Raw genomic sequence first — 21799 nt, 5'->3', positions numbered from 1 at the left:
CGGAACCAAGCTTAAGGTTGCTTCTTCACCACAGTAACGATGCCGTAGATATACTGCGGCGCGGGCCTCTAAAGTTCACATCCGCTCCTAGGGAAGGCAATCGCAGATTTCCGCAGATTGCGCGGCACCCGCGCTTTGCCTCTGCGTTCTCGAAAGATAGAATATGTCCCCTTGTCATCTCGCTCGACCTGTCGATCACCAGCTTGAAGCGGCTGGCGAAATGGCGGTGTCGGTCACGTGACGCGGATTGCGGTCGGAAACCTCCTGATGTGCGAGTCGACGGAATGGCGGAAGCGCATCGAACTGAAGTTTGTGTTTTGGCTGGCGATAGGTTTTAAGCCCTTCACTCCATGACCTCGGCGTGAGCGGAAGAGGCTCAAGGGGGCAGTTGACGGGCGGCCTCAGCGCGTCGAGCGTGAAGTGAAGGACGTCGCTCATGGTTAGTTTGGAAACGCAGTCGCTTTTGGAGCTTGCATACGGACGGCGCGGGCCGCTCGCCGTCGAAGGAGAGCGGCAATCGCCGTTCGAGAACCGGGCCCGTTTCTTGAGCCGCTGGTTGGCTGCTTTCGGGCAACGCTCCCTATTGCTGATCGCGCTGCTGCTCTTCTGGTAGGCAGCATCCAGGTTTGGATTGGTCGATCCGGTCTTCCTGCCACCGTTCACGGAGGTCATCGTAGCCGGCTGGCAGCTTGCGCAAACCGGCCGAACTCTATGACGTCTCCGCGAGCTTGCTGCACGCCTTGAGCGGATTTCTGATCTCTGTTGCCTTGATCGTTCCGCTTGGTTTGGCTGTGGGCAGTCAGCCCGGCTGGGCAGCCAGCGAATTCACACGACGCTTCGCGCCATCAGCAATCGATATGGCCATCTTCTCCGGAAATCCTTTTGGAAGCGCGTTCAGCACCTGATCTATGGCTTTTGCGGCTGTATCGCCGAGCTGCTGGATGACAAGCTTGACTGTTTTGTCGGGGAGACCGCAGCTTTTCGCAGTCTGCACGACATGTCGGCCGAGAACCGTGTGGACGACGTAATGCCGGTTGCTGCCGATCGCCATGGCCAGCCTCATTTGGTTTTGACTGATCTGTCCAGCGTCCAAGCTCGGTTGGGTCGAAATGATGTCGTAAAGCGGGGCAAGATGAAAACGTCCGCCCGGCGCCAAATGAACGCTAAAATTCTTCGCATGGCCATCGGTGGCGGCGAGCAGCCAGAACACGATCTGCGCCTTGAAAGAAAATGGCCTGGTCGTCCTCAGGCGTATCGCTGCCCTTGAGGAAATCCGAGATTTTGCGGATGCCGGGTCCGCCATCGGATTCATACTTTCGCGCGGGTGGAACAGACAGCGCCTGGCAGCAGTCTTCCTGCGGCGGCCGCAACAGGCGGCCGTCGCGCGTCCAGATGCGATCGAACCGCTCAACTGCGAGCACTCGGCGTCCGGCGAAATCGATGATGCTTGATTTGGCGACGGCCGGTCGCAAAGCCGCGAATGCCGCGGCTGCCGACGGTGAATTGGCCGCCGGGGCAAGCCGAGTGCCGCAACCAGCTCAAGGCACAGATGCTCGTTTTCAACGCTGCCGGTCAGGTCGATTCCGTTCGGCAACTTCCCGATCTGCGGCTTGATAATGTGCGTAGTTGCGGTCGTGCCATGAGGCACGTGCCACCTGTCTTTCCAGTAAAGCAGCGCTGTCTTTTCCTGCGCGCCCGCGAGAGAAATGCGGAAGTCCTGGTCGGCGCCGATGCCGAGCGGATTGCTGGCAAGATTGCCGAGAATGGCGGCGACATCCTGATCGCTAGCGGCGCGGCCATCAATGGCGCCGGCGCCCCCGGGTGCGGCACCGTCGGGAAGGAATTGCAGCGCGCCGATGCAATCGCGGCCGATTGCGGAGAGCAGGCTGTAAGCGTCGGCGCCATCAGCATGCGCGCGTTCGGCGACGCGTCGGCGGATGTCGTCATTATCGGGCAGAAGATTGTCAAAAACGGCGACGACGGGATCGCCGATATAACGATCCTCCCGCAATGGCAGCGACACCGAAACGGGGGTGGCATTTTCCCACGCGAGCCACTGCTTGTCATACTGGAAATCGATTGCGCCGCTGCTCTCGCGCCGCAGCTGCCCGACCAGCGGTGCATTGAGATAGACGTTGAGCGGCGCGCGGGCAGGACGACGCGCCATCAGAACAGATCCTCAATCGCTTCAGCCGTCAATTTGGTCCGCGGCCGGATGACCAACTCGAGGTCGAGCGCGGCCAGCGCATCCATCAAGGTGCGCAGCCGCGTTGCAGGTACACCGGCTTCCAGCTTCGAGACCGTCGCTTGACGCGCATGCATCTTCTCACCGAGGCCAGCCTGGGTGAGCTTCTTCTGCCGCCGGTAGCGCCTGATCCCGGCGCCAACTTGTTGGGGGGTGCGGGCAATCGTATCCATAGGTTACCATACGCGAATGCGTATACATCGTCAATATACGCGATCGCGAATATCAGCACGATTATACGCGTCCGCGTATATCTGCGCATAATACGCAATTGCGTATGAAGCCCCGCGATTTCCCACGACCTTATTGAAATTATTAAAAAACCATCACGGGCCCCTGCTCGTATCTGCCAGTCGGGCGTACGTCGCCTTGATCAGGTCGTCCAACGCCGCAGCGGCGTCCTCGTTGAGATTGGGATCTTCGCGCAGGATGGACGAGACTTGGGTCAAGGGGCTGGCCGCGCCGAAAGCGACTTTGAAAAAGACACCCGGGCGGCAATCCGGGCCAGGGCGGAGGTCATGGCGGTGGCCCCGACAAGCCCGTCAGTCCGTTCGTCATCGAAAAACCGGTCACGGTCGAGGACAACAAGCAGACCGGCCATCAAACAGGCCAGCACGTTCCGATCCAGCTCTACTTCGTGCTGAGCCTCGAGCGCGTCGGCGGCAAGACCGAGCTGATCGAACGGCATGATGCACATCACCGACATGGTCAGCTGCATCGGCAGCGAGATGATCAGCGAGCCAATCACGTGATTCGGCATGCCGACGCCGCCGATGATCAGCAGCAGCACCGGCGCGCCCGTCGCCGATGATGGGCGAGACAGCCTCGTCGACCGAATTGGCATCACGGCGTTGGCGACGCCGTCGGCTTCGCAATTGAAACGCGCGCCAGAAGACCTTCCTTGCCTCCCGTAAGCCCGTACTCCTCTGCCGGCTTGCCGTCGAGTTTGGCCGCTTCGGCTACGCCCTTCGCGAGCATGTCGAAAGTGTCGTCCGAAAGACGCAGGGCGCCAACACCAAGCCGTCGTCGCCATCTGGCTCCGCGTTCCCAAGCTTCGATCCACCCAAAGCCTAGGTCGCTGCTACGTTTGACGGCATTGAATGCTTGAATGAGCGCGCCAGCCTGGTTGATGTCCTTTTTGGCCTTATCCGCAAAGAACACATTCCGTTTGGTCGCGATGATCAGTTTGTGGACGGCGTAGCGCTCCGGGGCCGGTACAAGGACCGGCACTCCGGCGTCGTGCAAGACCACAGAGCGGATGGGCTCATGGATCAGGTAGTCTAGGAACCGCAACACCTGCGCACCTACAGACGGTCCCAATGAAGGCATCTGCGTCAGTCTGGAGGAGTAGTCCTCGTCGCCACGGTTTGGTGTAAGGAATTCGACCTTGAAGCCGGTGGCATTGGCAAAACCGCTGAACAGCTTGGTTTCATCGGGGGAGAATGAGGGCGCAAATGTCGGATCCACCTTTTTCAGGATCTCTTCGATGTCGGGCATGCTTTCATCGATCGAGATCGAGATGCCGTAGAATTTCGCGATGTCCAGATCCTCGGTCGTCACGAGCTCGTCGGGCAGCTTGACGCCGAGTACGCCGCTGTATGTCTGATAGGCCATCGAACCGACGAGCGTGGCGCGAAGCCGGAAGAGTCCCGCGCGCGCGAGTTCGTTGACGACGAGACCTTCCATGTGGGGAGGGGCAGGGTAGCCGGCCCGCCTCAACTTCGCTGCCAGCTCGCGTCGCGCGCGATAGCCAATCTTGGTGCGCTGGAAAGCTTCCGCGCGTTTGGCAATCTCGGGATCATCGGCCGGACCGACATATTTGAGAGTCGTCTTCGTCGGTCCCTCGCCACCGGAGGGCTCGTAGGCCTTGTAGTAATAGTATTCGCGGTTGGCTCGCTTCTGTTTGAGAAAGGTCCCGTTTTCCGGGAAGTTCTCGTCGAAATCCGCGTCGGTCGCCTTCTGAACCAGGTCGGAGAACATGACTTGGTCGATGTTGGAAAACTGCTTCATAGGTATTTGTTACCATTTTGGCGGAGTGGTAACAATGGTTTTGTATCCATCCTGCCAAAATGGTAGCAAATTTGTATCCATTTTGCCATAACGGTAACAACAATGAATTCAATGACTTGAGGCCGGATTGTTCCGATCCACGACCGGCACTAGCTTCGATCGGACTTTTGGAGTCTCGACAGCGATTGAGCTGGAAAGCTATATTAGAACATACTAAGAACTGATCTTCCGGTTGTATTTTCCAAACCCACTCTCAACAACATTTTGCCCGGCAGGCCGTGCGTTTAACGCCGCCGACCCAAGATGAAGTCGGGCCCAGGAGCTGCGTCATTGACCTTGTTCCGCCATTTGCATGACGATGCGTTTCTAGCTTTTTCGCGCGATCACAAGCACCTGTACGCAGCGTGTCTGCTCGATCTACATGAACGCTTCTTTTCAGGCGCCCCGTCGTTCCCGACGCCGCAGCAGGTGGTCCACGCCATCTACGACGTCATGCGCGTCAACCCCGCCCTCTGGAACGAGGGCGATGATTTCGGCAGCCTGCCGGAAATGATTTCCGCGGGACGCCGCCGGATCCGGAAGGCCGACGTCGCGCTCGCTTCCGAGAAGGGCGACAAGGCGCTCGGTCTTGCCCGACAATTGTACGCCCGGCTGCTCGCCTGGGGATGGCTTGAAGAGGAGGAATACGGGCTTCGCGTCACCGTGGACATGGCTATGGGACCGCTGCTCGTGATCCAGCGGCTCGCGAGCCTCAACAAGGATCTCTCGCAGCGATTCGGCGGCTTGATCGTGCAAATCCGCCTCAACCTGGAGGCCGTCGAAAAACTGAGGCCCGAGATCACCGACCGCAAGCAGCGCGAAGCCGCGCTCGCCGTCCGCGAGGCGCGCAATCAGGCCGACCAGTTCACTAAGAGCCTGCGTGCGATTCTGGCCGACCTGAAGCGCGTCCGACGGACCGTCATGGAGTCGAAAACCGTCGCTACCCGGCTGGAAGCCTTTTTCGAGGAGTTCGTCGACCAGCTCCTGTTGAAGGATTTCGAGTCCATCCTCACCGTCAACCATCCGTACCGCTTCCGCGACGCCATTGTCGACCTCGCGCGGAGGATCTCCTACACCCCGGAAACCATGCAGGTCCTCGCCGAGGAGTACACAGCTTCCAGCATGGCAGCCGACTTCGAGGACGGTCGAATGGCCGCGGCCGACGACCTGCTGGCCATCGAAAGCATCTTCGATCAGATCGGGGAGATGTTCGATAGGATCGAGGCCTTCCGCAGGCAGCTCGAAGCCCGGGTCCGCAACACCATTAAATACGCCGAGCGGGGCGGGCAGGGACTCGTCGGCCGGGCCGGCGACCTGGTGCGGCGCCTGGATGCCCTACTGCGCGACGGCAGACACCAGAAGGCTGCAATCGAATGGAGCATCGAGCCGTTGCGGTCCCCCTGGTCGGAGCACCATCAGGCGCCGGCCAGGCAGCCGCGCCGTCCCGTCGAAGCAAGGGAGCTCTCCGAGCCGCCGTCGGATCCGCTGTACGAACTGCGCAAGAAGCTCCGCCTCGAGTACATCGCTCGCATCGCGCCCCGCCCCGAGGATGTCAGACGATTCCTCGAGGGCCAGGTGCCGCCATTCGCGACCAGGGAAGCCCGCTTCATGGAAATCGGCACCGTGGACGACTTCCTCGCCTTCGATTGCGCCCGCCGATATGCGTTGAGGGCGAGGTTCCGGCGCAGGTCGCGGCCGGGTTCGAACTCGAACCGTGCCCCGACACGCCACCACACGACAGCGAATGGCTCCGTTGCGCAAACTTCCTGGTCAAGCGATCGGGCGCAGTCCGGAAGGCGAGGGCGGCTCATGCTTAGTGAATTCGAAAATGTCGAGCGCTCCTTCGGCGCGGAAAAGGCAGCCGACCTCCGCAAGGCGCTGCACTTCCTGCTACGGCGGCAGTTCGTGTTCGCGGGAGACCCCCGGACCGGGACAGTCTACAACACGATCATGGATGGCCGCTTCCGCGACGTGGTCGACGGCTTCTTCGATAGTTGCGGATACCGCGTCCATCGCGATCCGGAGGCGCAGTGGGCCGGCATCGTCGCCATGGACGAGGACGTGCCGCTGCCCCGGATGAAGCTCGACGAAACCATCGTGATGCTGGTGCTGGCGGCCTACTGGCAGCAGGAGGTGAACGTCGGAGCAGTCGAGGACCGAGCCGTCGTAGTGGCCACTTTGAACGACCTGTTCGATCGCTACCGCGAGATGGCCCAACACGGCGGCGGTGGCGCGATCTCGCCCGCCCGCTTCCGGGACATCCTGCGCGAGGCCGCCCAGCGCAGTTTGGTCGAGATCGGTGATTTTGACGACGAGCAGCAGGACTGCGAGATCAGGATCCGCCCGATGATCAAGCTGATTAGTGGCGGCGATGCCCTCCAACGGCTTGAGCGCTACGTCCGTAGCGAGGAGGCGCGGTTTCCGCAGCCCGCAGGAGACGAGGCATGATGGAGCTGCGACACCTCACGATGGTGAACTGGCACCTGTTCGACGTCGCCGACATCGACGTGACAGGACACGTCGGGGTGCTGGGCGAGAACCGGTCCGGCAAATCGACGATCCTCGACATGGCACAGGTCGTCCTCACCGGCGGGAGCCGGCGGTTCTTGCGCCTGAACGCGGTCGCCGGCGATAGCGGAAAATCGCGCAGCGGCTCGAAGCGCAGCGTCGTCGATTACTGCCTTGGGACGCTCGGCGAAGACCAGCGCCGGCGCGACGAGGCGCGCACTTACATCGCGCTCGGCTTCCAAGACACGGAAGGCGCCCGGCCACCGGTCACGATCGGCATGGCGCTCGAGGCGCGCAAATCCGACAGCAGGGAGACTGTGCTGGCACTGTTCGTCGCCGTCGGGACCGTTCTGAGCTCCAAGGACTTCATCGAGCAGCGAGGAAAGTCGCAATTCCCGGCGCAATGGGAGGACGTGCGCGCCCGGGTCCTCGCGGCGGTCGGCGAAGGCAACTTCGTCAATCATCGCGACCGGGCGAGCGACTACGTCCGCGAGTACATGCGCCATCTTCTGCCGCATTCGCCCTATGGCGAGCAGAACGCCAGCGCCCTGCAGAAATCAATCGTCAACGCGATGACGCTCGACCACAACCAGACCGCCACGCAGTTCGTGCGGAACTACATCCTCGAGGACAGTCCGATCGGCATCAAGGAGCTGCGCGAGTCGATCCAGACATACCGTAACATCAGCGAAACCATTCGAAAGATGCGCCTCAGGCTCGAAGCCCTGAGGGCGCTCCGGGGCGTCCTCGGCACCCTTGAAGAGGCGCTCGAGACCAAGTTCAGGGAGGAGTGGATCGCAAAACGCGCGACTTGGCTCGCGGCGCGCGCGACAAACCTGGACTTCAAGACCAAGCGGCGTAGCGAGATGGCGCGCCGGGACGCCGCAGCAAAAGAACTCGAATTCATCGACGACGACGTCAAGGCCGTCGACAACGAGATCGAACGGCTCACGGCCGCGATCGCCGAGCACGATGCCAAGACCGGCAGAAAGTCCCTGCAGCAGACCGCCGATGTGGCCGGGCAGGCGGCGCACCGCGCCTCGGCGGACTTCAAGGCTCGCATGGAGAACATCCGTCGCCTGGAGCCGCTAAGGGCGATGTGCGCGGACGGTTTCGAGGACTTCGTTCCTGCGCTTGAGCGTCTTGTGACGGCCACCGCCGGGGCGGACATCGAGGGCGTCTCCGACGAGGTCACCGCGGCCGAGAAGTCCTTCGCGGCAAGCGGCGCCAAATGGCTGCCGAAGATCGACGAAGCGCGTCAAACGATCATCGCGGAGCTTTCCGGGCTCCGAGGCCGCCGCGACGAGGTGCTCGAACGGATCCGACAGCACGCCGCCGGAGGGGCGCGCGCCTATCTCGGCGACGACACTGAACTTCTTTGCCGCAGGCTGCGGCAGAGGGGAATGGTGCCGCGCGTGCTCTGCGACATCATCGACGTCGCCGAACCCGAGTGGATAGGAGCCGCCGAGGCGCTCCTAGGCCGCGACCGGGAAGCCGTGTTCGTGGACAGAGCGGATATCAGCGCCGCCACGTCAATCTTCAAGGAAGGTCGCCGCGAGTTTCGCCATGCATCGCTAGTGAGCCTAAACAAGCTCGAGCAGTTCAGGGCCAAGCCGGAGCGCGGCACTTTTCCCTCCATCTTCCGGAGCCAGGATCCGGACGCGATGGCCTTCATCATGCGCCGCTACGGCAATGTCCGTCTCGCGGACACGCTCGACCAGTTCAACAGGCCCGGCCGGGCTATCATGAAGGACGGCCTCTACGACGACGGACTCGTCCGGAGCCATCGCTGGATCGAATCCTCGCAGCATAAGATCGGAAAGGCGGCCCAGGCGAACGCCCTGCGCTCCCTGCAGGATCAGGCCGAGGAACTGGGTCGGATTCTGACCGACAAGGGAAAGGAGGCCCATGCCGCGGAGCAGGCTTTTGCCGCTCTGAAGAACATCTGCGAGGAACGTAATGACCTCGCGGCTTGCGCGGCCGCTTTCGCGGCCGCGCAGACTGAGATCGCTGAAGCTCAGGCCAGGCTCGATGCTCTCGACGGCGCGGGGGACGGGGGGCTTCGCGACAAAAAGAGGGCGCAGCAGAAGCTGAAGGAGAAGAGGCTGGAGGAGAGAAAGACGCAGCAGAAGGCGTTTGGCGAGCACGACGGCGAGGTCAGGTCGGCGGAGAGGAGGCTCGGAGAGGGCGAGAACGTGCCCGGCTCCGAACTCAACCTCAGGGTCGCGCGGTCGATATACCGCAAGTTCTTCTCACTCTACTCCACCGCGAAAGGCAGGGCCGTCTACCGCGACCGCCTCGATGCCGCAGCCCAAAAGGGCTCCGCGGAGAAACACCGGGCCATCGCCGAGAAGGCCTTGAAGGATGCGGACGCGTCCGACAACGAGCGCGCCCGGATCGAGCGACGGGTCCGCGAGCTTCTTTACGATTACTTTGACCAGTTCGGGATGAGTTCGCAGGTCGGCGCGGAAAGCGAGCCGCTGCGGGAGGTGAAGCCGTGGATGGAGCAGCTCATCTCGGATATCGAATCCAACGAGCTGCGCCAGTACGAACGGCAGGCGCGGGAAGCGGCGGAGAAGGCGTCCACCCTGCTGCGCGGCGAGTTCATCAACGCGCTCACGGCCCGGATCGGAAAGATGGAGCGGGAGCTGCAATCGTTGAACCGTAGCCTCTACGCACATCCCTTCCATAACGAGCGATACTCATTCCACCGCACCCAGATGGTGGAATTCCAGCCCATCCTGAAGATCATCGAGATCGCCAAAACCTCTCCGGAGGCGCTCGATATGCTGTTCCGGGGCGACGTGCCCGATGACTTCCCGCACAAGGATACGATCGTCGCACTCGAGGCGCTGCTCGAGGACCCCGACAAGGATTTCACCCAGTTCGAGGACTACCGCAACTTCTACACCTTCGAGATCCACATGGAGGATGTGGCCACCGGCCGCTCGACCCGCTGGGAGCAGCGGCGCGGCACCGGGTCTGGCGCCGAACAGCAGGTGCCTATCTACGTTGCCATCGGCGCTTCGCTGGCCGCCGTCTACGGCAGCGCGGAGCGTCGTGCCGGCAAGCCCGCCGGTTTTGCCTTGGCCATGTTCGATGAGGCCTTCTCCAAGATGGACGGCAATAACCAGCGGCAGATGATGAGCTTTTACAAAAACCTCGGCCTGCAGTTCGTGATTGCCGCGCCGTTCGAGAAGCGCGTCGCCGTGCTCGAGCACATGGACACCATCGTGGAGGTGGACCGGATCGGCGAGCAGTCCAGGGCTACCGTGGTGGAACTCAAAGAGAAGGCCAAGCGCGAACTCATGGCCATCGATCCGGACCTGATGTCCGAAGATGAGCTCGCCACCCGTCTGGCCGCCGAGTAGCCATGGCTCGGCGTTTCACGGATGCGCTCGGCCTGCTGAACGACCTGCTCAACCGCTTCGAGGCGGGGGCCGCAAGCCCGATCGCCCACCCGGACTACCCCGCCTTCCCATCAGTCGTCGCGGCGGACGCCTTCCTGAAACAGATCAGGGAAGCCGAAAGTGCCGGCGCGGTCTCCATCCGCTGGGGGCGCGGCGCCAGCCGAGACCAAGTGGCGCACGTGCGGTTGGTCTCGGCGGAGATCTTATACCGATATCTCGGCCGCACCCCGGCCTCACGCATCGCGGAGCATGCCGCCGTCCGGCTTGTAGCCGGAGTGGCGCTGCACGAGTCCTTGAAGAACAGCGGCTCTCAAATCGCAGAGGTGTGGGCGCGGGGTAAGACGTGGCACGGATTCGGTTCGTCCGACGTCGACACGCTGCGCCACGCATTCGTTCTCGCCCAGGCGATCCTCGACAACAAGCATCTGGACGTCGACTACAAAACTTTCTCGCGACGTACGGTGGGGCACAGCAAGATACTCGAGCGCATCGAGGGGGCCGTGGTCCGGCTTTTGAGCGGCATGATGGACTTTCCGCCTGGCGCCCGCCCCCGCGAGGCACTGCGAGCGATCGGGCTGGAGCGCTTCGCGCCGCCCCTGCTGATCGCGGGCAAGATCGACCTCGACGGAGCCGATCTTTCCAGGATATCTCCGCATTATCTCGGAATCACTCCCAAGGAGGCTGATCGCGTCCGGTTCCGGGAGCGGCCAGCCTACGTTCTGACGATCGAAAACTTCGCAAGCTTCAATCGGCACATCGCCGAGGCGGACCCAGGTCGATTAGGAACGACCATGTATGTCGGCGGGTACCCCTCGCTTGCCACCCAGCAGGCGCTGCGGACAATCGCAGGATTGGTATCCGAACAGACGCCGATCTTTCATTGGTCGGACATCGATCCGGACGGCACCTGGATCTTCCACACCATCGAGCGCGCCGTCGATCGACCGATCCGTCCCCACCTCATGAGCGTCGAAGTTGCCGAGCGTTTGGGACAAGTGCCGTTCAAAAAATCGGCACCCGCTCGATGTCCAGCGGACTCCGGTATCGCAGCTCTGGCAGCGTACCTGGCGAAAGATGGAGCCAAGACGCTCGAGCAGGAAGAACTCGATCCAGTCCTGCCAGAGTTTCATTAGAAAGTGCGCGGATGCTCGTGGTTGCGACCTTGGCTGTCTCGCTCAAGACGCCGTTTGTTTCAAGCGCGACAACAACACCGCCTGCAACTACGTGCTGCGGGAAAACCGACATCGTTTCTTCATAAAAACGCTCAATCGGCATTGGCATGCCGGTTGCTTGAAGATGTGACGAAACCACCTGTGACTATGATGCTCCTTCAGCATCCGGTCGAAGTATTCAGATGAAACTTGCCCGCTTGATCGATGGCAGAGGTCCCCTGATGCGCTTTCCAAACCGTGCGCCTGCCTCGCGAACTCTGCGATCTCCAGGTCGCGCTCCGGTTTGCCGGGCAGAAGCCGATTGTCTTCTAAGGGGCTCGCAACGAATGGTGGTTCTCAACGAGAACGCCAGCGTAAAGGCGTCCTCTGGGCGGTCGTTGGACATCGCTTTAGCCCATGGCTCAGGGTGGGGCATCTGCGACATGCGGAGCCTGCATTCTTGAAGCTAGGTGCCGGCCTTGCATCGGTGCTTGCAGATGGTCAATGAGCTAATGCAGAACGATTCGGATCTTGAGAAAATACTCAGGCAACAGGACGAGCTCAAGGTCAAGCTGCTTCGCGCCCAATCGGTTGTCGCCGAATGTAAGGCAGGATTGGCGGATCTGGAGCGGAGGCTTGAGTCTCGAGCGGTCTCATCGTCCATCGATGAACGCCAGCGCAACTCTGCGGCAAACAATTCAATACGTAACGCACGACCGCCCAAATCGCGAAGCGTCGATGATCCTGTTGACCCGGATGCAGCCGTGGCGTTTCCGCCTCGATCATGGGACCGTTGAAAGCTGCCGCCGCGCACGTTGACGGCGACAGGTTTGGTCACGGACCTGGCGAAGATCTGCCGCAAGGCCGGGATCAGCCAGGCGACCTATTTCAACTGGAAGAAGCTGCGGACGCCCAGCAAAAAGTGGAGACTTGGCGCAGATAGTACAATGAAGAACGGCCCCATGGGGCAATCGGAAATCGACCACCGATTTTGCTGCACACCCACGTCGGCGCCACCAGCCCGCCAACGTGATCAGAGGCGCAAAACTCTAGTTCCGGGTGGTCCAAAGTTCGGTCTCGCTGCAAGAGGCGCAAAACTCTAGTTCTGAGTGGTCCAAACTTCGGTCTCGCTGCAAAAACCCCGAGACTCTAACTGCGGCTGGATGAAAAGCAATGGCAGGTCACTCCTTCGTCAAGCTAATCGCTGTCGCTCAGGGATGCTGCTCATGTACCCTTGAAGCACGACTCAACTTTCAGGAAAAGTGGGGACTACGCTAGGCCAATGCCACGGCTCTTCATGTATTCGCCACTATCGAAAACATGGACAACAAACGCTCTAAAACGCAGTGCTTGGACCATCTCGCGCCAGCTCTCGTGGGGTCATCGCATCCCGGCTTGGTTCGGTCCGCGCCAAGATGTCGAAGTCCAGGGGAACGTTATGGACCCTCTGGAACTGGTGGACGAGTTGGAGCCGACGCCTTGCGCTTCACGCTGACCGCCATGTCCGGAGCTGCACGCGATCTCAAGCTCTCGCGGCAGCGCAAACCGCGGAGATAAACTGCGATGAGTGCGGCGCAACTGCGCGCTGAGGCTTTCTATCGTTGCGGCTTCGTCTGTGGCCGACGTACCAATCTACGGCATCGCGGGTAATCTGCCGGGCAAGGTCACCGCTTGTTTGGCCAGAGGTTGAACCGTCGAGAAGGAGAAATAACACGGCATCGGCGCGCACTCCGACTCCCCCGCAATCCCGGTTATCGCGCGTCCTCTTTCCTTGCTCACTGCGCCAGTTGATCTCCATTCCCCTCTCACTCGCCAGCATCGCTCTGGCTTATGGCAACAAAGCGCTCTCGTACAATATCGACCCGGCCTTCAGGTCCCTTGATATTGCCGTCGAGGAAATGGTCAAAATCCTCATGACCTAAGAGCGCTTTGAACTTCTCTGCAATGTAGCAGCGAACATCATCGTCTGCGTTTTGGATTTCAACCGCCAACAAATACTAGCCGCTCGCGCAGTTCATCTCCCAAAGATTGCGCGACCGTTTGCAACATTTGAAGCAATCGGTCTTTAACGGTGGTCATTTTCTGAGAAGCCTTTCCGATAGACGCTCGGCCGCGAACCCAGCCTCCCTTTGATTTCCAAGCCTGACACCATCGATAGGGCCAGATATTCATACAGACGATCGTCTTTTTGAATGGCCTGGGGCACGCTTTTGTACAACGGTTCTACCGCCTGCCCCATGTCTTTGCCTTTTGCATACGGCCAGACATAAATGTACTCTCCTGCGCTGATAAGATTTTTAAGCGGGGCGGCGGCAAAGGCGGTGGGGATGCCCCGGGTCATCGCACCCGGTTTAGCCGGAAAAACGAACTTCAATCCGTGCACCACAAAATTATGAAGATTGCGGCGGTTAGGCTTTGCGTGGCCGGATTCCCGATCTTTGACCGCAAGTCCCGACGAAAGGCTCCGGTTGATCGAGGCATTGACCTCTGTCTTGCTGATACCAAGGGCTGATTCCAGGCTGCGTACGGAGTAAGGGTCATCGTGATACGCAGCCTCCCCAGGATGCGCATCGCCCTCATTTTTGGCCTGCTGAAGGCTCACGAGCTTCAGCAATACAACAAGGTCTTGACTTTTCGTACAAATTCGCTCCGTCCTTTGTCCTAGGACTAAGGACAATAGACCATATGGCGTGCCTTTCAGGGATACCTGCTTGGTGGCCGACGAGGGGAGGTCTGCCGCCGCTCCTGGTAGCATCTTCGATTTGCAGTCACTTCAAACTGTTGCTGCCTCAGGTCTGCCCTTGCCGGTCAGCCGAATTCATGCGCCCAACCGGCCCGCCAGCGTTTCTAACGAATCCATAACCGCTCCCTTGAGCGAGGCGGTGGCGCCCGTGTGGATTTCTAGCAATACATCGAGCGCGGTTTGCGTGCCGTGCGCGGCGATCCTAGAGACGGCTCCGGAGGCTCCGTTGTAGGAACATCGGGCGACCACTCTCTCGAGAAATGGAAGTGGCAGAAGATGCTGTCTTTCACGCAACTCGTCAGTGCATGCCCCGTGTGCTGCCGTGTCAGAATCTAGAAGATCAATATCGTTCGAACCAAGCACCTGCTTCAATCTTCGCTCGATCGCCGACAAGGCGGCCTCGGATCCGAATCGCGCAAATCCCTCGGCCAAGTTTAGCCCCTCGATCGGTTCATAGTCTTCCATGGCCGCCCAGTCCTGGTTCCCGGTGCGAATGCGATCCGGAGCCGGCTGTAGCCTCGTCAGCTTCTCGAAAGATTCTCCGAGTACGGACTAACCCACTGAAGTGATCCTGGACGGGAGACTGGCATGGACTCGCACAATTTCGAGATATCCAACACAGGACCCCCGCCATCGGTACAGCACGCCGTCAGACGATCAGCAGCCGAACCAGCCGGTAGAAGACGCCTTTGAGCAGCGATTGGATGCGGCGCGCGGGAACGGTTCCGCTGGCCTTGCCCGACGCCTCGGCCGCAAACCGCCGCCGAATGTGTCGCGCGGATTTTGATTACATTCACGAGATGATGAGCGGCGTCAGTGCTCGACAAAAACTGTCACGGCGACTGCTGAGAAGTATCTTCAAATGCTTTACAAGGTGGCGCGTTTCCCCGGCGAGCGCGACCAGTCGCTCGAAGCCAGTGATGACAATGCACGAAATCGGCTCTCTAACACCGTGTTCAAGGAGAACAAACACGTAGGTATGGCTTTGCGGGCGCTTCAAGAACAGCGAGGAGGTTCATCAGCAGTCAAGGTCAGGCGCGTGCGGGCTGCGGCTTCGGCGAGGTGTCGGGTGCACACCCGTGGCTCCCACTGAGGCGATCTGGCAGCGGCTAAGTGACGAGGCCCAATCGGAGCGCCGCGGATCGCCTTCGACAGCTCCTAGCGTCAGCGGCGGTGAACAGTCGATTTCCTTAACCCCGCGAGCGCTCGACCTCGATCTTGCCGCCGTGAAAGCCGATCGCCCCGCGTTCGTCCAACGACGTGTCGCTACAAATGTTGCGGTGCGCCCTCCTGGCTGAACGGCAGCTTCGGTGGTCAGGTGACCGTGGGCGCTCCTGTCACTTCTTGTAGTGCGGCTCTTCGATCAAACGTCGATCCGACGCAGCGTCCGGATTCACGCGCAGTTGTTGATGCCGAAAATCGGGGCCGGTTGGGCACTCTCTCAGTGTGAGAACGCTGAGAAGCTGTTTGGATTTTGGACTAACGCACAACGCTTCGTCTTGTTCGCGCATAGGCAAGGTGCTGCTGCGCAATCGTAAGGTTCAGGCCTCTGCTGCGTCTTATAAATGTCATCTTGCGCGGGCCAGTGACGCGCGCGACGGCTCGATCGAGCCAGCGCTCAATACCAGAAAAGGCACGCGCCAAACGTGGGCGTGACAAAGCACGAGCAGGTCAATGACAAAGCGTTTTCGCAGCTGGGCCCTATTATCCATACTCGCCTCCATGGTTGTCTGCCCCGCCGCAAAAGCGCAAGACCGCCGGACTATCGCCGAACCTGTTGCACCTCAGACGGTCTGCGATCGCCCTGTGCCTTCCGGCAAGAACGATACAGTTAGCCTACAGGACGCCATTCAACATTGCCCCGATGGCGCTGCAGTTTATCTTGGGCGCGGCGAGTTTCACTCAGGTCCACTCGAGATGAAATCGGGCGTGACCTTATGGGTCGGACGCGGTGCGACACTGATCGCCATCCCCGAACCTGCTGCTTACGACAAGGGCCTCGGACAATGTGGTCGCATTGCAGAAAAGGGCGACGGTTGCCGGCCATTCATCAGCTTTTCTAAAACGCGCGGCGGCGGCATCTACGGAGAGGGCATCATCGATGGTCAGGGCGGCGCAATGATCGGCGGCGGCGCGGAAACCTGGTGGCAGCTAGCCCGCCGCGCCCAAGCCCAGGGCGGCAATCAGAACGCCCCACGCTTGATCCAGGTCGATCATGCGCTGGACATCACGTTCTCTGGTGTCACCTTGCGCAACGCTGCCAATTTTCATGTCGCGATGAACCGGGTTGAAGGTGCCACGTTTTGGGGCCTCACGATCGATTCGCCGGCGGATGCCCGCAACACCGATGGCATCGATCTTGGCGCCAGTCAGGATGTGACCATCACCCACAGCGTGATCCGTACCGGTGACGACAACGTCGCAATCAAGGCCGGCGACAATGGCTCAAGCAGCCATATCTCGATCATTGATAATTATTTCGGCTGGGGGCATGGCATGTCGATCGGCAGCGAGGTGAATTCCGGGGCCAGAGACATATTGGTGCGTAATCTGACGCTGGATGGTACGACGTCGGGCCTGCGCATCAAGAGCGATGTTAGTCGAGGCGGTCTGGTCGAGGGCGTGACTTATGAGTACGTGTGCCTGCGGGGCAACCGGTGGCCGCTGGCCTTCGATACAAAATATGATCCGCGCGCTCAAGGCACGAGGATTCCGGTCTATCGGCAAATCGTTCTCCGTCATGTGCATGGCGACACTGGTGTGCTGCTGATGCGCGGCGTAGACGAGCGGCATGCCCTGGACGTGACACTCGAAGATGTCCGATTCGCCAATTCCGCGACTTGGCAACTTGAACATGCGAAGGTCACCGCAAATCACTCTGACGTATGGCCCCCGCTGCCCGGACGAGCTACACAACCGCTGCTGCGCGGATCGGAGGTATGTTCCAGGGCATTCCGCGACGGCAATCAGTAAGCACTACACCCGGCACCGAACTCAGATGGTGAGTTCCGCATCTGGGGCCAAGATTACTGTACGCGGTCGGCCTCATGTCCCGAGTTGGTTGCAATTTGGCGAGGGTTTTGCAAGGCCGAAAATGCCAAGGTGACGAGCAGGTTCTGATTTGGCGTTGACAATCTCGTGTCGATGCGCGGCGACTATCCCGCTGAGAAACGAAGTGTGAGATCACATGCGAATTTTCATTTCCGCCGCTGCACTTCTGGCGGGATGTTTCTGCATCTCGGCAGCGTACGCTCAGGCACTATCGGTGTCGCATGCCGGAACTGCAGACTATCACTCCTTGCAGCAAGCCATCGACGCGTTGCCGGCGGAAGGCGGAAATATCCGGATCGCGCCGGGCGTCTATCGCGAGAAGGTCAAAATCTCCAAATCCGGTATTCATATCGAAGGGACTGGCAGGAAGCCGGAGGATACGGTCATTGTGTATGGCGACGGCGCGATCAATGTAGGAGGAACCGCCCGTTCGGCGACGCTGGATGCCGCCGGCGATGACTTCCGGCTCGAGAATCTGACCATCCAGAACGACTACGCCCTCGATCCGGCCAATCCACCCTCGCAGGCGGTAGCGCTGTCCGTTACCGGAGATAGGGACGTCATTACGCGCGTCCGTCTGCTCGGCGCCCAGGACACGCTGTTTGCGGGCAAGGGACCAAACGGCAGAATGTCACGACAATACTTCTCGAACTGCTACATCGAAGGGCATGTCGATTTCATATTTGGCAACGCCAAGGCCTGGTTCCGGCAATGTGAGTTGCACGGCATCGCCAATCAAGCGGTCATCTACACCGCTCAGAGCAAGGCAGTGCCGGATGAGGACAGTGGCTATGTGTTTGATCATTGCAGGCTGAGTGCCGACCCTGCTGCGCGCTCTATCGCACTTGGCCGCCCCTGGCGCCCCTACGCCACCGTGGTCTTCCTGTCGGCGAAGATAGATGCCCCCGTCACCGCGGAAGGGTGGCGCGAATGGACGCCCGGCAAGACGAATACGTTGAGGACAAGCTATTATGCTGAATACAGATCCTTCGGCGTCGGGGCTAACCCCTCAGGCCGCGAGCCTCATTCCCATCAGCTGACAGAGGGCGAAGCTGCGAGATGGTCGCTGAGCGTGTTCTTCGGGGGTGTCACAGATTGGCTGCCAACGACTCAGGATGAAACAAAGAGCAACGTTCACGGTGAAGGGGTTCGACGGCGATCCTCGGGTGAATGACGGGAGGAGAGCCTGATTGTGATGGAGAGTCTTGTACAGCAACCCAACTGCCGCCGGAGTCACACCGACAGAAGGGGCAGGCGCGACGATCTCATCGGTTCGCGGTCCGCCCACAGCGCCCGCTCCAGCTCGCAGATCATCTTGTCCGTTTTCGGCGGATCAGTGTCGGCAAGCTCTACGGACCGTCACGTCGGCACCGTCGTCATCGCTTGGGAACGGCTGATTTTCTTGCTCAGCGCCTGCGCAGATCTCTGGAGAACGAAGTGGCTGATGCTTCGGGGCTATCTTCGTTCGGCCAGTGATGGTCAGGCCCCTCGTAGCTCAGCCAGCAGCGGTCTCCTCGATCAGCCGACACGCGGTGCAAGTACGGTGGAATCCGGCGTTCTTCCATGCCGGCTCCGAAGCCGTACAAACGCGCGTATCGGCTCTCCGATTTCGACAATTTGCCCGTATCCATGCGGCCCTCGATAGCAGCCGACGATCATCCGCCTCATCGCGAGATCGGCCATCGTCGCTTTCGGGAAACACCCGCTGGAACGAGTCGAGCAGCGCCGGTTTCTAGATCGGCGCCGCTCCGCTTGCTGCGCATCACGTGAAGGCTCTCGGGCACAAACCGGCGCACCAGAGGGAAACTGTAGCAGGAATTAACAGCTTCCTGCAGCAAAGCTGGCTTCACAGGGTGAGGCCGAGATCATTGAGCACCTTGTCTCTTAGAGCGCCCTTGATCTCACGGGCGATCTCTTTGCGAACTGCGGCACCCAACACTCGCTTGGCATCTTCGACGAGGCCAGCTTCAGCCCCGGTCAGGCCTTGATCGGCGAGCTGTTGCTCCATTCGGCTGTCGAACTCCTTTCCCATTGCACCAATGAGCTGGTCCTGCGTCTTGGCATGCTCTTCAGGTGCGATGCGGCGAATCACATCGTCCCAAGGCTGCCAATCCATTGCCAAATAGTCGGCAAATTCCGCCGCCTCCCTGTTCCGCACGGATGTCTCTGCGCTGTCAACGTCAGAGTCGGTAACGCCGGAAACTTCAAAGAAGCGCATGTCCGGCGCGACGTGTTGTAGTCCCAGCCGCTCGCGCAGTTTGTTCTGATAGGCAAGAAAGACTTCAACGGCGTCGATGTCTTCTACGTTGTCGACCGAGGCGAGCGAGTGAGCCTTATCGCGCGCGATCGCCTCGAGCGCGTCCATGCGGAACATGACGCGCCCCAATTCGACGAGATCGGCAAGCCGTGCCTTGTTGTCATAGAGGCCGTTCTCGACTTCCGCGATGAGGCGCGCGGTCTGCATTCCGTTCCAGGTTAATGTTCTGCGGTCCTCGCAGCTCTGGTTGGCATCCCATGCCAGTTGAAAGTACTGGGCACGCAATTGCGGGTTTTTTGCCGCCTGACGCAGATCATTGGCCACCGATTGCCGGAACCCTTCATTGCCAGAGCTGACGGACTCGAACAGCTTGGCGAGGAAAAGCCCGTATTCCCGAGCGCCCGGCTCTTCTGCAAAGTTCTGCCAAGCGGCAAGCACCTCCCGATCGACCTCCTGTGGATTGCCCTTCAGCCATTCTGCAACTGTTTCAGCGAGAGCGTCCGCCTGCTCATCGTCTGTCCCGGACGATTCACTTTCGTCGTCGTGCGAAAGGTGGACAGTCGGGCCGACATAATCCTCCGCGCTTAGGATTGTACTCAGGTTCGCCAGGACCTGCTCAGACAGCGGATTTTCAGTCAGAACTAGGGTGCCATCATCGCCCAAGGCCGTCAGCAGGTCCTCGGGCAGACTCGTCAAACGGTTTTGGCTTACGTCGAGAAACCGGAGCGAAGCTGGGAGAGCCGGCGGCAGATCCGTCAGTTGATTTTGGCTTACGTCGAGATATTCGAGCATAGCAGGGAGCGGCGCCGGTAGAGCCGGACGATCTTCCGGCAACCCTCTCTGAGCTGGAGGTCGCTGATAACAGGTTGACCAGTCTGCCGGCAAACCTTCCGGCCGGACTGCAGATCCTGAACGCAAACGACAACCGGCTAACCAGCTTACCGGACGCTCTCCCGAGCGGGCTCACCGCGCTTGCGGTCAGTGGCAATCAGCTGACCGACATCCCCGAGTCCCTCCCCTCGTGGCTCATTGAACTCAATGTCAGCGGCAATCAATTGACCAACCTCCCCGACCCTCTTCCGAGCACGCTCCAATCACTCAATGTCAGCGGTAACCGGCTGACCAACCTGCCTGAAGGTGTTCTAGAAGCTCGTGTACCGCATAATAGCCTCTACTACCCGCATCTGGAGAGCCTCGACTTCTGGGATAACCCGCTGCCGGACGATGTTCTCGCTCTGGCGGCTGAAGCGCCACCGCAGCTTGCGCAGCAATCCCTGCATGAGGCTGCCGCACACTGGCTCGCAGACGACCCGGCCGCGCTGGGCGAATGGCAGCACTTTGCGGATGAGCCCGGCGCCCAAGACTACGCACAGTTCCTGGAGAGGCTGCGAGCCACTGTGAACTACGGCAATGACGGGTTTCGGCAGGCAGTGGCTGATGATCTGCGGCAGGCGGCCGCCAATCCGACATTGCGCGAGCAGTGCTTTGCGCAGGCTTCCGAGGCCAACGCGAGCTGCGAGGATCGTGTCACCTTGCACTGGAATGGTATGCAGACCGCGCGCCTCAACGCTGACGTCGAGGACGGGGTATATGACGATCGGCTTGGCGATCTGATCCAGCGCGGCCGTGTCGCCTTCCGCTTGGAGGCGTTGGACGAGATCGCGCGCGACAGGGTCAACTCGCTCGCCAACGGCAACCCGAACGTAGACGACATCGAAGTCTACCTGGCCTATCAACATCGGCTGCGCGAGCCACTGGAGCTCAGTCATGTCGCCCCTGACATGCGCTTCCTGGCGGTCTCTCACGTAAGCGAGGATGATGCGACGGAGGCGCTCAACCTGGTCCGGGGGCGGGAAGCAAGCCAGTTCACCGACTACATGGCAAGCCGCTGGCAACCCTGGGAGACGGTGCTGAGGCGCATCGCTCCGGGCGAATATGAAGCGATGCGAGACCGGCTCGTCGAAGCCATGGGCGAGGAGTTTCAAACCCGCTTGGATCAGCGACTGGCCGAGCGTGGTCTTCTAGGCGATCCGGATGCCGAGCGGTTTCTCGGCGCCCAAGTCCGAAAGGAGATCGCTGGCGAGATCAAAGGCGAGGTCATGCACCGTGTGCTCGCAGAGCGCGGCCTGAAACTATGAGGCTCCCAAACCGCCGCAGAGATATTTATCATTGCTCTGCGGGCGATACGTAAAGATCGATCGTGAAGCCTCACCCATCGCTGCCAAGGTGCTTTTGCACCTTGGCAAGTGCGCTGCCGTCGATCAGGGCCTTTCGGTCTTGCCGAGCGACGAAAGTTCCCGCGCGCGAGGCGACGCGCATTTGCGTCGCGTCGAAAGCCGCTTCGGGACGAGAGCTCAGTCGGTCGAAAAGTTGTTCAGGAGACCA

Annotated in this window: 14 protein-coding genes and 3 pseudogenes; 8 read left to right on the top strand and 9 right to left on the bottom strand. The window is 60.4% G+C overall.

Annotated features, from left to right (window positions below):
* Positions 1 to 195: 195 nt before the first annotated feature.
* The 5 genes and pseudogenes from ACTEK7_RS12335 to ACTEK7_RS12315 all read right to left on the bottom strand — a co-directional run bounded on the left by ACTEK7_RS12335 (position 196) and on the right by ACTEK7_RS12315 (position 4255).
* Entirely contained in the window at positions 196 to 672 is a 477-nt protein-coding gene (locus tag ACTEK7_RS12335) for a hypothetical protein (RefSeq protein WP_225129753.1), read from the bottom strand.
* 127 nt (positions 673 to 799) lie between these two features.
* Positions 800 to 2167, bottom strand: a pseudogene (locus ACTEK7_RS12330) (type II toxin-antitoxin system HipA family toxin).
* The gene (locus tag ACTEK7_RS12325; RefSeq protein WP_225129751.1) at positions 2167 to 2418 is read right to left on the bottom strand and encodes a helix-turn-helix domain-containing protein; all 252 of its coding nucleotides are present in this window, start codon (positions 2416 to 2418) and stop codon (positions 2167 to 2169) included. The pseudogene ACTEK7_RS12330 and the gene ACTEK7_RS12325 overlap by 1 nt, the downstream one beginning before the upstream one ends.
* A gap of 272 nt (positions 2419 to 2690) precedes the next feature.
* On the bottom strand, positions 2691 to 3035 hold the full coding sequence (locus tag ACTEK7_RS12320) for a hypothetical protein (protein ID WP_225129749.1): 345 nt from the start codon (positions 3033 to 3035) through the stop codon (positions 2691 to 2693).
* A 53-nt stretch (positions 3036 to 3088) separates the two neighbouring features.
* Positions 3089 to 4255, bottom strand: a complete 1167-nt coding sequence (locus ACTEK7_RS12315) for a nucleotidyltransferase family protein (RefSeq protein WP_225129747.1) — start codon at positions 4253 to 4255, stop codon at positions 3089 to 3091.
* Positions 4256 to 4585: 330 nt separating this feature from the next.
* On the opposite strand from ACTEK7_RS12315, the gene ACTEK7_RS12310 reads away from it, so the two are divergent.
* From ACTEK7_RS12310 to ACTEK7_RS12290, 5 genes and pseudogenes are all read left to right on the top strand, one after another.
* Positions 4586 to 6742 carry a Wadjet anti-phage system protein JetA family protein gene (locus ACTEK7_RS12310; protein ID WP_225147991.1) on the top strand — a complete coding sequence of 719 codons (2157 nt, stop codon included), beginning with the start codon at positions 4586 to 4588 and terminating at the stop codon, positions 6740 to 6742.
* On the top strand, positions 6739 to 10173 hold the full coding sequence (locus ACTEK7_RS12305; protein ID WP_225147990.1) for an SbcC/MukB-like Walker B domain-containing protein: 3435 nt from the start codon (positions 6739 to 6741) through the stop codon (positions 10171 to 10173). The genes ACTEK7_RS12310 and ACTEK7_RS12305 overlap by 4 nt, the downstream gene beginning before the upstream one ends.
* Positions 10174 to 10175: 2 nt before the next feature.
* Complete coding sequence (locus ACTEK7_RS12300; protein WP_225129742.1) at positions 10176 to 11345, top strand: Wadjet anti-phage system protein JetD domain-containing protein; 1170 nt, start codon at positions 10176 to 10178, stop codon at positions 11343 to 11345.
* Positions 11346 to 12267: 922 nt separating this feature from the next.
* A pseudogene (locus tag ACTEK7_RS12295) lies at positions 12268 to 12396 on the top strand (integrase core domain-containing protein); the annotation flags it as partial.
* Between the two features lie 249 nt (positions 12397 to 12645).
* On the top strand, positions 12646 to 12858 hold the full coding sequence (locus tag ACTEK7_RS12290; protein WP_368736805.1) for a class I tRNA ligase family protein: 213 nt from the start codon (positions 12646 to 12648) through the stop codon (positions 12856 to 12858).
* A 310-nt stretch (positions 12859 to 13168) separates the two neighbouring features.
* On the opposite strand, the gene ACTEK7_RS12285 is transcribed toward ACTEK7_RS12290, so the two are convergent.
* The 3 genes from ACTEK7_RS12285 to ACTEK7_RS12275 form a co-directional block, all read right to left on the bottom strand.
* Positions 13169 to 13354 (bottom strand): hypothetical protein, encoded by a 186-nt coding sequence (locus tag ACTEK7_RS12285; RefSeq protein WP_225129740.1) that lies wholly within the window; start codon positions 13352 to 13354, stop codon positions 13169 to 13171.
* A gap of 74 nt (positions 13355 to 13428) precedes the next feature.
* Positions 13429 to 13977, bottom strand: coding sequence for a hypothetical protein (locus tag ACTEK7_RS12280; protein ID WP_306469178.1), 549 nt, complete (start codon positions 13975 to 13977; stop codon positions 13429 to 13431).
* Positions 13978 to 14181: 204 nt separating this feature from the next.
* Entirely contained in the window at positions 14182 to 14571 is a 390-nt protein-coding gene (locus ACTEK7_RS12275) for a hypothetical protein (RefSeq protein WP_225129738.1), read from the bottom strand.
* A 1209-nt stretch (positions 14572 to 15780) separates the two neighbouring features.
* Here ACTEK7_RS12275 and ACTEK7_RS12270 point away from each other — a divergent pair.
* Both ACTEK7_RS12270 and ACTEK7_RS12265 read left to right on the top strand, forming a co-directional pair.
* Positions 15781 to 17079, top strand: a complete 1299-nt coding sequence (locus ACTEK7_RS12270; protein ID WP_225129736.1) for a glycoside hydrolase family 28 protein — start codon at positions 15781 to 15783, stop codon at positions 17077 to 17079.
* A 214-nt stretch (positions 17080 to 17293) separates the two neighbouring features.
* Entirely contained in the window at positions 17294 to 18331 is a 1038-nt protein-coding gene (locus ACTEK7_RS12265; protein ID WP_225129734.1) for a pectinesterase family protein, read from the top strand.
* 672 nt (positions 18332 to 19003) lie between these two features.
* Here ACTEK7_RS12265 and ACTEK7_RS12260 read toward each other — a convergent pair.
* On the bottom strand, positions 19004 to 20206 hold the full coding sequence (locus tag ACTEK7_RS12260) for an NEL-type E3 ubiquitin ligase domain-containing protein (RefSeq protein ID WP_225147989.1): 1203 nt from the start codon (positions 20204 to 20206) through the stop codon (positions 19004 to 19006).
* Positions 20207 to 20229: 23 nt separating this feature from the next.
* Here ACTEK7_RS12260 and nopM point away from each other — a divergent pair.
* Positions 20230 to 21552: pseudogene (gene nopM / locus ACTEK7_RS12255) on the top strand (T3SS effector NEL-type E3 ubiquitin ligase NopM); the annotation flags it as partial.
* Positions 21553 to 21799 lie beyond the last annotated feature (247 nt).

Source organism: Bradyrhizobium sp. JHI2711 (genome assembly GCF_056156565.1).
Note: the sequence above shows the minus strand (reverse complement) of the source record. Positions and strands in the feature narration are given on the sequence as shown.